A 13032-nucleotide genomic window follows, 5' to 3' on the forward strand; every position below is an offset into this window, starting at 1 on the left:
CGCCTGGATCAGGCCCTGCGCGCCGCCAGACGCGCCGGATACCCCTACCTCATCATGGACGGCACGCTCATCCCGATCGACCGTGTGGCCGCTGATCGGCCCTATTACTCCGGCAAGCACAAGAAGCTCGGCATGAACATCCAGGTCCTGGCCGCTCCCGACGGCACACCCCTGTGGACCTCCGGCTCCCTGCCGGGCTCGGTGCACGACCTGCAGGCGGCGCGCATCTGGGGCATCACCCGCCGTCTACAGTCGCCGGACTGGTGACACTCGCCGACAAGGCGTACATCGGCGCAGGCCGGCGCGTGCTGGTGCCGTACAAGGGGCGCAAGAAGCCGCAGTCCCAGAAGACGGCCAACTCCGCACACGCCAAGCTCCGAGGCCCCGGCGAACGCGCCAACGCGGTTCTCAATGCCTGGCGCATCCTACGCAAACTCCGCTGCTGCCCCCTACTCACGGGTCAACTCGTCAAGGCCATTCTCGTTCTACAACCGAGAAGCGCGGTGAAAAAGAGTTCACTGCAACTCCGCGGAACTCGGTGAAAAAACCTAGTAGTAAGCCTATCTCACTTCACTGAAAGCCGTTTGTTGGGGCGAAAATATCAATGATGTCATCAAACGCCGCAACGATGACCCCGCAGGTAATCCCTGCAAAGATTGCGATAATTTCTCCTACTACGTCCGGTTCATTTGGTAGCGCGGAGCGAAGTAGGCCGATAATTGCGATAGTGATTAAAAAAATGTTTCGCCAAATGTGCCGTTTGCTCATGGGGGCCGATGATACGCCGAAGCAACGGCACGGTGTGTTGAGCCCTCGGCTCACAGTAAAGTGGATAGCCAAAGAAAAGACTGTCAAAACGATAACGGAAAGAAGTAAACCCAGCGCCGGTGCGATCACAACTAGAAGCACAATCGTCGCTTCAGCGGCAACTATGGACAGGGCTGCGATGGTTATGTGAGCTGCACGGAGCAATCTCATTCCGCGGATCGCATCTGCGAATCTCGTAAATAGCTTGCGGTTCGAGGCCTTACTCAGCACCGCAATCAAAAATGAAATCCCGATCAGGCAACGCGCAAAAGCATCTAGATATGACATAAATTTCCCTATTGTGGTCACGCGCCTTCGATTACTCACCTATAGCTGCGGAAGCCAGCTCCCCGAAATGATCAGCGTAGGGTCTCATATAGCTGTAAACTATGGCATCCGGCCCAAGGTTGGGGCCGGATGCCATGCTAACTGACTCAGCAGATTACGCCGCAGTCCTTATCCCGGTCATAAACGACACATTCCTGTCCTGCGCAGCAAAAGGCCCTGCAAGGCCTGTAGTTGCACTGCCAGCATTGTGCAAAACATTTGATGTAGCACTCGGCGGCTGCTGCCTCGACCTGGGGCACAAATAGGCTGAGGAGGCGGCTTCCCATGCTTTCGAGCTGCTTGTACAATGCTTCTCCAATCTATGCGTGGTCTAAATGTAGGCGGTCGGGACCAAGTGTGCATAGCGAACTCTTTAGTGTCAAGCGCAGTGCCCACAAGCAGTCTGGTTAACTCTATGAATGCTCGCTATGAGCAAGCAGTGATATCGACAGCCCAGGCCGCCACCGAAGGTTTTCGGCCAGATATTTGCTATAAAGAGGGCCGTCCGTATTTCTTCATGGACATCGCCTCTCTTAGACATCAAATACCGAACTTGTGCACCGCACTTTGTCCTCATACTGTCACTCTTCGTAACATCTTTGGGGGCACCATAACCGCCTGCTTCTCCACGGCTTAAGTGTCAACTCCGTGAAGTCTACGAGCGGCTCATGGTCCCGATCTGCAAGGACATGCAGCCAGCACAAACTTAACATCTTGTCAAGAGCGCTGCGATCTTGACACGATATGGTTCATGCACTCAGAATTAGGGCCGCTGTACATGCATACCTCTAAGGAGGAATCAGTCGATGTACAAGACGCTCGAAACAATCGGCATCCGCCTGCTCGAGCTATTCATCCCACGGACTGAGGCTGCAGCCGCTGAGCCTGACTGCTACCTCAAGTGCTTCAGCGACTGTTTTGAGTGCAACCATCGTCCCTGCAGGGCTATCTGCTGCCCCGGCCAGGGATGCGTTGTCCCGCCTTCGAATTGCGGAATTATCTGCTGAGCAATCCAGGTCGAGTGGGTGCCCGCCGGCGGCCAGCCGGCGGACACCAAGCAAGATCACAGGTAAGATGAGCCGGTCGATTCCGGCACCAGCCCGATGTGGGCGATGAGCATGGGAGAGGCATAATGCCGTACCTGGTAGCGGGGCTCTTGATTGTTGGAGCACTCTGTCTGTTCGATCTCATTCTTACGGTGGGCGTGATCAAGCGCTTACGCGAGCACACAGAGAGACTTGCGCTTCTGAGCAGCGAGAGAACACTGCTTCAGGCTAGCATCGGGGTAGGCGAGCAAGTGGACGAGTTTGCCGCCTCCACAACCAATGGCACATGGCTCAATTCAGAGACCATCAGCGGTGAAATGATTGTGGCCTTCTTCTCCTCGGATTGCGTCCCGTGCAAAGAGAAGCTGCCGAAGTTTGCCGAGTACGTTGCAGGTCACCCCGGCTCTCCGCAAAATGTACTCTCGGTGGTCGCGGGAGAGCCATCCGTGGCCAGCGTGATGGCAGGCCAGCTTTCGCCTTTGAGTCACGTAGTGGTAGAAGATATCGGTGGCAGTCTCAGCTCAGTATTCAAGATAAAGGCATTCCCGGCCATCCTGCGAATTGTGCGTGATGAAAGCGGGAAGTTGGTCGTAACGGACACCGATATAGAGCTAGATCGGGCGAGCAGCGTTCTCTGAAGGGCTGGACCGGAGTAGATCAGACATATTATTCGACACTAGGCCTAGGTCAAGAAGTATGGCTACTCACGATCCACCACCAGCCAAAATGAGTTTTATAGATGAATTCATTGCTGCCTGGAGATTGGTAAGATCAGCCGCAAGTGGCGCACTGACACTGTATCTGATTCTTACTCTTATAGGGGGCCTACTGCCCGTGGCAGTAGCTTGGTTAACTAAGCTACTGCTCGACAGTCTTGCTGGCGCTGTCTCATCAGATCATATCCTTCGTGTAGCGTCAGGAATTGGCTTGGCGACTGCCGCCATGGCCGTGATGCCACAAGCTGCTCAATACTTCAATCAGCAGATGACACGCCGTGTGGCTATGGTTGCCCAGGACCGTCTCTTCGGCGCCATAGATCGTTTCCTCGGTCTATCCCGCTTTGAGGACCCTGACTTCCTCGACCGATTGCGACTCGCGCAGCAAGCGGGGGGAAGCACTCCAAACAGCGTAGTAGAAGGGCTACTCAGCATAGTACGCGCCCTGATCACCATCACTGGCTTCCTTGGTTCCCTTTATCTGCTGAGCCCGCTTATGACTATTCTGGCATTAGGTGCAGGTCTCCCTGTGCTAGTTGCCGAAAATGTTCTTTCGCGACAACGTGTGAACATGTACTGGAATGTCGGGCCGCACGAGAGGCGAGAGTTGTTCTACGCTCAATTGCTTGGCAGTGTAGCTGCAGCCAAGGAGGTGCGTCTGTTCGACATTGGGGCGTTCCTCCGAAAACGCATGATGACCGAGCGTGCCACTGCTGATGACGCTAAACGAGTATTGGAGAAGCGGACAGCTATCGTGCAGTCGGGCCTTAGCATACTGGCTGCAAGCGTTTTCAGCTTCGGGCTTATATGGGCGGTGCTCGCAACTATAAAAGGACAACTATCCATTGGCGATATCACCGTCCTTATCGCGGCAATCGCAGGGGTGCAGAGCGCCTTGGGAGCGCTCGCCGGCGGTGTTGGACAACTCCACCAGTCAATGCTGATGTTCAGGAACTATCTTTTGGTGACTGGGGCCGCGCCAGATCTACCTGTCTTGGCTGCGCCTCGTCCACTCCCTGAACTGCACGATGGTATTGAATTACAGGATGTGTGGTTTCGATACTCGAAGGATCACCCATGGGTCTTGCGTGGCGTTACTTTTCGCATTTCGGCTGGCAAATCAGTGGCGCTCGTCGGGCTTAATGGTGCAGGAAAGTCTACATTAGTGAAGTTGCTCTGCCGTTTTTATGATCCTACTCGCGGTGACATTCTGTGGGACGGCGTAAATCTTCGCGATACCGATCCTTCTGAGCTGCGCCAGCGCGTTAGCGCACTATTTCAGGATTTCATGCAATATGATCTAACGGCTGCTGAGAACATTGCCCTTGGGGACCTTCGCCATCTGTCTGACGAGGGCCGGATCCATGCTGCCGCGCTGCGGGCAGGTATCCATGAAACTCTCAGTAATCTTCCCCGTGGGTATAGCACCCTCTTGTCGCGGAATTTCTTCACGGAAACAGATAAGGACAACCCTGACACTGGTGTGGTGCTGTCAGGTGGACAGTGGCAGCGTCTGGCACTGGCCCGCAGCCTCCTGCGCGATAGGCGAGATTTCATGATCCTCGATGAGCCCTCCGCCGGACTGGATGCCGAAGCAGAGCATGAGATTCACACTACTCTGAAGAAATGCCGCGCGGGCCTCACGAGTTTACTCATATCGCATCGACTCAGCTCCGTTCGTGACGCCGACCACATAGCGGTACTTAGCGAGGGTAGAATTGTTGAAAGCGGGGATCATTGCGCGCTGGTGACTAGCGGGGGGTTGTACTGGCGTCTATTCACTATGCAGGCCTCCGGCTATAATGGAGAACAATCAGTATTAAGGCCGGGTGCATCTGTTGATTAGATCAGCTCCAGGGCATGCTCCGCATCATCTTCGGTACCAGCCAGGCCGACTCTTAAGGTCCTCGATCTCTCTCTATCTGATTGCCTCCATTGCTCCCATCGAAGAGTTTTTTATTTGGGCCGTGGCATCGATGGCGGCTTTTGTCCTTGGAGGTCTTGGCGCGGTCGCCTTGCTGCTACTCAAACGAGGAATGGTATTGGTGACGATTCGTGGCAGCAGCATGGAACCTACATTTCATGAGGGCGATCGGGTACTTGTGCGACGTAAAGTCGCAGCTTGCCGAGGAATGCCTGTTGTGATCGAGCGGCCAACATTACATGGTGGTTGGCACCACCCTCCTTTGCCGAAGGGAGCGAAGGTTACTCTGATCAAAAGCCGGGAATGGATGATCAAGCGAGTGTGCGCGACGGCGGGCGACCCGGTGCCGCGCGATCTTGTCCCTGCGCTGGCTCTGGTCTCGGAAGAACGCGTACCTTCAGGAAATATCGTCTTGCTCGGCGATAATACCGACTTCAGCTTCGATTCCCGATGCGTTGGTTACTTCCCGACTGAACGAGTACTTGGAGTAGTTCGACGCCGGATCAGTCGCTGACGCTATGTAGAGCTCCGTGCCTCGAAAGAGGTGGAAGATATATGGCAGCCCGCGGCCCGTGGCACAGCCTTGCCGACGTGGAACCGGCCACCGCCGAATGGGTGGCCTGGTTCAACACCACCTGCCTGCACTCGGCCATCGGAACCTCCCGCCCGAGGAGTTCAAGGCAATCTACTACGCTCACCACCACTTCAACGAAGTCCTGGCAATCAACCGCTGAGGTCTCCATCAAAACCGGGGTGGCTTAGTCTGGCGTGGTCAGGAAATCGAAGTCACTGAACTGTCTGGCTCCGGTACCGCCGTAGAGCGCCGATTCCCAGGCGATGCCGTGCAGGGCCAAGAGCGGGAGCCGCCGGTCGGCCGCTGCGGTGACGATCCGCGCAGCCTCCGCACGGTAGAGCGTCGTCTTGTAGCGGTTGGCGCGGAGCGTGCCGAGGAGGTGTCTGCGTAGTGGATGCGGGACGAGTGATGTGAGGCCGGTGGACTCGAAGTAATGCGCCGGCAGAGCAATGCTTGAGATTTGTGGATCACTGGGAAGGGGTGTACCTTCCCGATGATCATGTGATTCCACCAAGCATGACCGACGCGCCAACGTCGGCCGGAAAAGCACACCCGTGCTCACCGTAGTCCTGACCCGCTGACGGCGACCACGCCGCCACCACCCCCGCCCCGACGCCGGCTCTCATCGACGAGCTGGTGCGCCAAGGCGCCCGCCGGATGCTCGCCGAGGCGCTCAAGGCCGAGGTCGACGCCTACATCGCCGCCTGCGCCGACGAACGCGACGAACACGGCCACCGCCTGGTCGTCCGCAACGGCCACCACCAGCCCCGGCAGGTGCTGACCAGCGCGGGAGCCATCGAAGTGCACGCCCCGCGCGCCAACGACAAGCGCATCGACGAGACCACCGGCGAACGGCGCCGGTTCTCCTCATCCATCCTGCCGCCCTGGTGCCGCAAGAGCCCGGCCATCACCGAGGTGCTTGCCCCTGCTCTACCTGCACGGCCTGTCCACCGGCGACTTCGTACCAGCGCTGGGCCAGTTCCCCGGCTCGAGTAAGAGACTGTCGGCACCGGCCATCACCAAGCTCACCGAGCAGTGGAAGGCTGAACAGCAAGCGTTCGCCGCACGTGACCTGTCCGGTGTCGACTACGTCTATCTCTGGGCAGACGGAATCCACGTCAACATCCGCCTGGAGGAGCACAAACTCTGCCTGCTGGCGCTGATCGGAGTGCGCGCCGACGGCCGCAAGGAACTCGTCGCGCTGACCGACGGCTACCGCGAGTCGACCGAATCCTGGGCGGACCTGCTGCGTGATTGCGCCCGGCGCGGCATGCGCGCCCCGGTGCTCGCCATCGGCGACGGCGCGCTCGGTTTCTGGTCCGCGCTGGCCGAGGTGTTCCCTCAGACCAGAGCCCAGCGCTGCTGGTTTCACAAGATCGCCAACGTGCTCGCGGCGCTACCCAAGTCGGCCCACCCGGGCGCCAAGAAGGCGCTGGCTGAGATCTGGAACGCCGAGAGCAAGGACCGGGCGCTGGCCGCGGTCACCGCCTTCGAGGCCGCCTACGGCGCCAAGTTCCCCAAAGCCGTCGCCAAGATCACCGACGACGTGGAGGAACTGCTGGCCTTCTACGACTCCCCGCGAGCACTGGCAGCATCTGCGCACCACCAACCCGATCGAGTCCACCTTCGCCACCGTCCGGCACCGCACCAAGGTCACCAAAGGCCCCGGTTCCCGCGCCGCCGGCCTGGCCATGGCCTTCAAACTGATCGAGTCCGCCCAACGGCGCTGGCGCGCGGTCAACGGCGCCCACCTGGTCGCCCTGGTCCGAGCCGGCGCCACCTTCGTCGACGGCAAACTCGTCGAACGCCCTGCAGAATCACCTGTCCCCACAGCCGCCTAGTGGTGCATCACGCAACCTTGGTGGGGTAACTCGTCCACGACCGGATCGGGGAACTGGCCGCGAAGCTGACCTTTGGTGTGGCTTGCTGGTTGTGCCAGCGGACGTAGGCCGCGATGGCGGCGTTCTGCTCCTCATGGCTACGGTGGTCGGTGCCGTTCAATGCGAAGTACCGAAGAGCAGCGAACTCCGACTCGATCCAGTTCAACCACGACCCGTAGGTCGGCAAGAAGACCAGCTCGACGTCGTTGCCCCGGGCCCAGGACCTGACCTCGGCGCGTTTGTGCGGCGAGTAGTTGTCACAGATCACATACAGGCGCTCACCCGGCCGACGGGCCCGCAGCGATTTGAGGAAGGCCAGGAACTCCGTCCATCGTTTGCGGCGCCGGATCCGGTAGTAGAGCCTGCCGGTGGCCAGGTCCAACGCGCCGAGCAGGTGCCGGACACCGTCGTCGCGGTGATAGGTCGCCCGCAGCCGCCGCGGACGCTTGCGTGGCCGCCAGGTGCGGCCTTTGCGCGGCTGGAGGTTGAGCGGGCCGAACTCATCGGCGCAGATCACCCGCCCTCCCTGCGGCCGGGTGTCGTACAGGGCCAGGACCTGCCGCATCTTGGCGATGAAGTCCGGGTCGTCGCTGCTCTTCCAGGTGGTGGTGGCCTGCCAGGAGACGCCGCCCGCCTTCAAGATCCGCGCCAGGTGCTGGGGGCTGATCGAGGTCACCAGCCTGATCCGCCGCAGGTGGGCGGCGAGCTTGGCCAGGCTCCAGGTGGAGAAGGTGGTGATGCCCCATTCGGCGGGGGTCGTCCGGGCGATCAGGCAGATGCGTTCACGCACCCACTCACTGATCCTCCGCGGACGGCCCCCGCTCCATTTTGGGTCCAGCGCGTCGAACCCCCGTTCGTTGAAGGCGTGCACGACCTGCCGCACGTAGTCATCGCCGACCTGCATCAGTGTTCGGATCGCCGAGGCCGGCCGCCCTTGTGCCGACATCAGCACCACGATCACCCGCCGCAGCTTCACCGGGTCTTTGGCAATCCGGGTGATCTTCTGCAGGCGCCGGCCCTCCTCCATCGACAACGGCCGGACGAACACCTCGGGCTTACGTGCCACGACCACCTGCCGGAACTACTCCGGGACAAGGCTGGCGTGATCACTTACCCAGATCAATAACCCCGGCAAGGTTCTGTGATGCGGCACTAGGAACTCGTGATCCACAGGTCTTGACTATTGCTCGCGCCACAGCAGGCACGCCATCTTTTCCTCGATCGCGTGAGAGAGTAGGTCGGCCCAGTGGAATTCGTGACCGCCAACGAGGCGGCTGATGGCGCTGGGGTCGGCTGAAGGCGCGCAGAGCATTTGCAGCACGCCGAATTCCGGAGGGCGGCTTGTCGCGATGGCGGATTAGAGCACTGGCCTCATGGCAGCTTCTCCAGGAGATGTCGCCATAGGAACGCGGGCCGTCTACTACGACCTGCGAATCGCCACCACGACCCAGCGTAGAGGGAAAGATCGGGAGACGTCCGCCATCGTGGGCAATGCGGTCAATAGCTTCTTCACCGAGTATGGCAACCGGCAATCTTTACGATCATCGAACACCATACATTCCGAGCCTCGTTTTCAGAACATCTCCTTCACGCTGGACTCGTGCCTGGACGCAAGCGTGCTCCCCCTCCTTCCGCCAGAACCGCAGCCAGGAGCGGCCGCTGGGATGTCCGCGCCGCTTCCTCATCGCGCCGGTGTTGCTCAGATCGTGCCAGCGCGCGCCGGGGCCAGGCGCTTATGCATGCCTGCGGCCATCCCCGGAAGCCTCAAGCAGCGGAAAGACCGTTTCTCTCGGTCTCCTTTGATTGGTCTTTCGCCACCAGCACGCCCGCTGCCTGGGTACGCGCCTTGGCAGCCAGCAGTCAATCAAGCCCCGGCCGCGCCTCATCGACCTCGACCGTGAGCCGATGTGCCTGCGGCAATGGATCACATCTCGGCCTGTCCCGGGGAGAAATTGTAGCGAGCGCGGCCGCGATGCAGGCGATGGGGATCGCCGGAAGGACGTAGCGATGGTCGAAGTCCAGCACAGCCACCGGCCCGACCAAGAGAAAGGCAGCCATGAACCATGCTATGGTGACGTCTTTCCGTCGGCGTATAAGCCCGTATGCGCCCAACAAGAATATCGCTGCCTTCAGCGGGCCATGCATATAGGCAACGTACTGGTATCGAACGACGAACGAGGCATATGGATCCACAGACCTGAGCACGCCGATGCTGTTGTCATATTTTTCTCGCACATCATCTAACAACGGGTTCTGCGGGATAGGCCACGAGCCCTCCGCGAAACCATATGCAGGCGTCACACGTTTCGGGTGCGCAATTGGCGTCCAGGCGAAGGCGATGCTCGTGTCCTTGATGATATGGAGTATGTAGTCCAAAGGTTGCGTGGCTATTGCTCGGATTGCGAAGGACAGTGCCAGTTCGTTCTTGGATGGCCCTGAATATCGGTTGATTGCAGAGTGAGGATCCCACACATATTCCGACGCGGCATCCTGGACAGCACTGTTGGGGCACAGGCGCCGCTCGTCGTCAGGAGGGCGGATCCTGGTGCAGTCGGCGAATGTCATCGTTCGGGCCCACAGCAGCACTCCACTGTTTCCGCCGGCTAAGAGGGAGAACGACCCGTAGTTGTGCGCGTACCACGCTCCATGCGCAAGTAGGGGAATCGCTGCCGCGACCGCCATGGCAAGGGCGCGCTTCCATCCGCCGCGGCGAACGAGCAGCCAGAGCAGGAAGAGAGGGATGAGGCCGAGCCCAATAGTGCGTACAACGCTCGCGCAGGCCAAGAAAGTTCCGGCAAGCACAGCGGCTTTGATGGTCACGTCAGGATGCCATAACGCAGTCGTGACGGCGAGCGTGAGTAGAAAGATAAAAAGTGTGTCGGAGAGAACAGCATGTTCGAGCCGGAGATACGACGCGTCAAAGAATACCGGGACGGTCGCCATCACTGCGATCCAGGGCCGGGCTCCCCTTCGGCGCAGCATTGCGTAGATAAGTAGGCCGATGGTCAGCCCAAGAGCATGCTGGACGATGACAACCACAGTCACGCTATGAAAGGGCCATAACAGCCAGAGGAAGAGGGGGTATCCGCCAGGCTGCCAACCGGATTCCGGTCTGAACTGCATCGCCGCGTTCAAATAGGTGAATGAGTCAAACCAGTAGACCCAGGCAGGCCGGAAGCCGAGAGTCGTTATGATGCGTAACCAGATCGCGAATACTGTAGCACCAACAAATAGCCGATGCTGCCGCAGCGTAGTCGTGATTGCTAAACTAGCATAGCGCACGGGTAAGGCTCCAGTCCCGTCGACGTCAAATTTATGCGGGCACGACCCTTTTCGCCGGTGAGGCTATCAGATTATGTGATCCCTGGTCACATATACGCAGACCCCTTCGACTGTTCGCCAACAAGGAGGCCTGGGCAGCACATGAACGTTCGCATGTCCTATGTCAGGTGTCGGTGCGGCGATTACCTACCTTGACCTCTTCCTGTAGCGAGTTGCTCACAGGGTCTCATCAAGTCCGATTCGGGCAGCAAGGATTCAACGAGGATGGTAGCGCTGTTCGAGGTAGACACATGGACATTCCGCCAGAGCCTGAAACGATAGTGAGCCCTTTCGTGTGCCCAGCAGAACAGGAGGTGAAGCCGTGACGTAGCGGCTGATCTTGTTGTTCGTAAGCTCGTCGTCGCTTGCCGGTGTGAGTCCGGTCCGGGTAGCTGCCAGGAGGTCTGGTCGCAGGCTGGCGGCTTCGTCTGGAAACGGGCGGGGTCGAAGCCCAGCTTCGAAGGCCCTGTAAATGGGGGAGCGATGGTGCGGTCCGTAGCATGAAGCGAAGCCTGCGGCGTCGTTACTCAGCCCACCCCTCGGGGGGGACGAGGGAGTGCCGAGCCTCTCGAAACCGGGGCGAAGGCCATGGACGCGGTGAAGAGCCTGGAAGCAGCCGTCAAGGACTCCCCGGCGTATGGGGCGCGGAACGTGCCGATAGTGGCGGCGGGAACTGGGGAGGCCCTCCCCGGCCCGGCAACCTGCGGAAGCTTGGCTTCGTTGCCGGAGCGTCGCGCCCTATAACCGGTCGGAGCCGGAAAGTGGGTGGTGAGCCGGGTGGGCGTGGGACGCGGCCGTGGTACCGATCGAGCCGACCGGACAACACAACCAGCGGCGCTGGGAAGGGCCGCTGCTTCGTCGATGCGCAGCGGCTGTTCAGGGAGGGGCCCGGTGAGTGCCGGTCAGGCTAGTCCCGCCGCGTCGGGATCACGGGTGCCACGGGTTCCGCGTGATCCGGTCCGTGTCCTGCGGCATGCGCTTTACCAGGCGGCCAAGGCCGATCCCGGGCGGAGGTTCCACGCGCTGGCGGTGCGCATCAACGACGGCGCACCGGGCATCGACAAGACCACTGTGGCCCAGGTCGAGGAGTACGGGGTCGATCGGCTCCTGGACGAGGTGGCCGCCGAACTGCGGGAGCGGCGGTATCGGCCGCTGCCGGCGCGGAGAGTCCTGATCCCGAAGCCGGGGCTGAAGGATCAGTACCGCCCGCTGTCGATTCCCGCCGTTCGCGACCGGGTGGTGCAGGCGGCCGTGAAGATCGTGCTCGAGCCGGTCTTCGAGGCCGACATGGCCGACTGCTCGTTCGGGTTCCGCCCGAGACGGTCGGCGCATGACGCCCTGCAGGTGCTCATCGACGAGTGCGCGCGGGGCCGCCGGTGGGGGGACTGTACGAAGACGGCTCGGGACTGTACGGTTTTCGGCTCTGGCCCACTTTCGGTGGTGACGGAAAGTGATAGTTCGTGTCGGTCCATGGCTGTCTCGGGGGCCTGTGTCAGGGTGACGCCGGTGTGACATAAAGGATCTTGCAGGGCTGGTGCTCCCGCATCTGGCCGACCTGGTCATTGGCAGCGTTCACTCCAGGGCCGAGGGGATCGTGGTGCATGTCGCCTCCACGGGCGCGCCGGCGGAGTGTCCCAGCTGCGGGGCAGCCGGGCGGGTGCACGGCTATGTCGATCGGCAACTGGCGGACCTGCCGTTAGCCGGGCAGCGGGTGCTGATCCGGTTGCGGTTTCGCCGGCTGAGGTGCGCTCGGGGCGGGTGCGGGCCGTTCTTGAAATGGCCGAGTTGAAGTTGACGGGATCCCGTCTGATCTTGCTGATCGGGCGGGATCTCGTCGTTTCAGAGGGTTCCGAGTCGCGTTCGGGCGTCTTTGGGGCCGCTGTGGTGGGTGCCGCGGAAGGCTCGGGTGGTGTCAGGCCGCTGGAGGAGCACGAGAATCGCGCCGCTGGGCATGGCGAAGCCTGCGGCTGGCGAGATGCTGTGTGCTGACTTTCCGATTTGTTGCCTAAGGTCCGGGTGGCGGTTTCCCTGCCGGGATCGGCGGGTCGGCGACCTCTTGGCTGTCGAGTTCGGTTGTGGTGTCGCTTGGAGCGGGTTCGGGTTGGTGGGTGTGCCGCCAGGCGTCGAGGAAGTTGTCGTTGGCGACGGTGACGATGAGCGCGATGAGCAGCGTCTGGGCGACGCGGCCGTGTGCGGGCCGGTTCTTGGGCTCGCCCAGGTCGAGATCGAAGCTTTTGAGCCGCCCGTTGATCCCTTCGGTATTGGCGCGGACGGCGCGGTAGGTTCCGGCCCAGGCCGGGGTCAGGTAGGGCAGGTCCTGACGGAACTTGTCCAGGTGGCCGAGATCGCCGGGGTGCAGGGTGATGGTCTGCTGGCGGCAGACCTTGGGCTGATCTTCAGGACGCTGGTCGCGGAGTGGGGGCTGTCTCTTATACAC

Annotated in this window: 10 protein-coding genes and 2 pseudogenes; 7 read left to right on the plus strand and 5 right to left on the minus strand. The window is 60.6% G+C overall.

Translation table 11 applies throughout. The features are described from left to right. Positions 1–542 (plus strand): annotated as a pseudogene (locus C1I98_RS44250) (transposase family protein); the annotation flags it as partial. 28 nt (positions 543–570) lie between these two features. Here the strand turns inward: C1I98_RS44250 and C1I98_RS40650 are convergent. Then, a complete protein-coding gene (locus C1I98_RS40650) occupies positions 571–1116 on the minus strand; it encodes a MauE/DoxX family redox-associated membrane protein (protein WP_146607597.1) in 546 nt (181 codons plus the stop codon). Positions 1117–2266: 1150 nt separating this feature from the next. On the opposite strand from C1I98_RS40650, the gene C1I98_RS40655 reads away from it, so the two are divergent. The 3 genes from C1I98_RS40655 to C1I98_RS24110 all read left to right on the plus strand — a co-directional run bounded on the left by C1I98_RS40655 (position 2267) and on the right by C1I98_RS24110 (position 5334). Then, positions 2267–2818 (plus strand): TlpA family protein disulfide reductase, encoded by a 552-nt coding sequence (locus tag C1I98_RS40655; RefSeq protein ID WP_146607598.1) that lies wholly within the window; start codon positions 2267–2269, stop codon positions 2816–2818. 289 nt (positions 2819–3107) lie between these two features. After that, a complete protein-coding gene (locus C1I98_RS24105) occupies positions 3108–4742 on the plus strand; it encodes an ABC transporter ATP-binding protein (RefSeq protein ID WP_233508132.1) in 1635 nt (544 codons plus the stop codon). 130 nt (positions 4743–4872) lie between these two features. Next, positions 4873–5334, plus strand: a complete 462-nt coding sequence (locus C1I98_RS24110) for a S26 family signal peptidase (protein WP_111169705.1) — start codon at positions 4873–4875, stop codon at positions 5332–5334. A 244-nt stretch (positions 5335–5578) separates the two neighbouring features. Here C1I98_RS24110 and C1I98_RS24115 read toward each other — a convergent pair whose 3' ends face one another. Then, the gene (locus C1I98_RS24115; protein ID WP_158558163.1) at positions 5579–5905 is read right to left on the minus strand and encodes a nucleotidyltransferase family protein; all 327 of its coding nucleotides are present in this window, start codon (positions 5903–5905) and stop codon (positions 5579–5581) included. A 113-nt stretch (positions 5906–6018) separates the two neighbouring features. On the opposite strand from C1I98_RS24115, the pseudogene C1I98_RS24120 reads away from it, so the two are divergent. Further along, positions 6019–7235 (plus strand): annotated as a pseudogene (locus tag C1I98_RS24120) (IS256 family transposase). A 7-nt stretch (positions 7236–7242) separates the two neighbouring features. Here C1I98_RS24120 and C1I98_RS44260 read toward each other — a convergent pair. Both C1I98_RS44260 and C1I98_RS24130 read right to left on the minus strand, forming a co-directional pair. Next, positions 7243–8340 carry an IS630 family transposase gene (locus C1I98_RS44260; RefSeq protein WP_233508133.1) on the minus strand — a complete coding sequence of 366 codons (1098 nt, stop codon included), beginning with the start codon at positions 8338–8340 and terminating at the stop codon, positions 7243–7245. A gap of 794 nt (positions 8341–9134) precedes the next feature. After that, positions 9135–10556: a phospholipid carrier-dependent glycosyltransferase gene (locus C1I98_RS24130; RefSeq protein WP_146607600.1), complete on the minus strand. Its 1422-nt coding sequence runs from the start codon at positions 10554–10556 to the stop codon at positions 9135–9137. Positions 10557–11624: 1068 nt separating this feature from the next. Between C1I98_RS24130 and C1I98_RS24135 the strand changes: the two genes are divergently transcribed. Both C1I98_RS24135 and C1I98_RS45785 read left to right on the plus strand, forming a co-directional pair. After that, positions 11625–12107, plus strand: a complete 483-nt coding sequence (locus C1I98_RS24135) for an RNA-dependent RNA polymerase family protein (RefSeq protein WP_233508134.1) — start codon at positions 11625–11627, stop codon at positions 12105–12107. Between the two features lie 85 nt (positions 12108–12192). Next, positions 12193–12384, plus strand: coding sequence for a transposase family protein (locus tag C1I98_RS45785; protein ID WP_368773543.1), 192 nt, complete (start codon positions 12193–12195; stop codon positions 12382–12384). Between the two features lie 216 nt (positions 12385–12600). Here the strand turns inward: C1I98_RS45785 and C1I98_RS41665 are convergent. Beyond that, on the minus strand, positions 12601–13032 hold a 432-nt coding region (locus C1I98_RS41665; RefSeq protein ID WP_199537168.1), incomplete at its 5' end, for a hypothetical protein.

This window comes from Spongiactinospora gelatinilytica (assembly GCF_003236385.1).
Taxonomy (GTDB): Bacteria; Actinomycetota; Actinomycetes; order Streptosporangiales; family Streptosporangiaceae; genus Spongiactinospora; species Spongiactinospora gelatinilytica.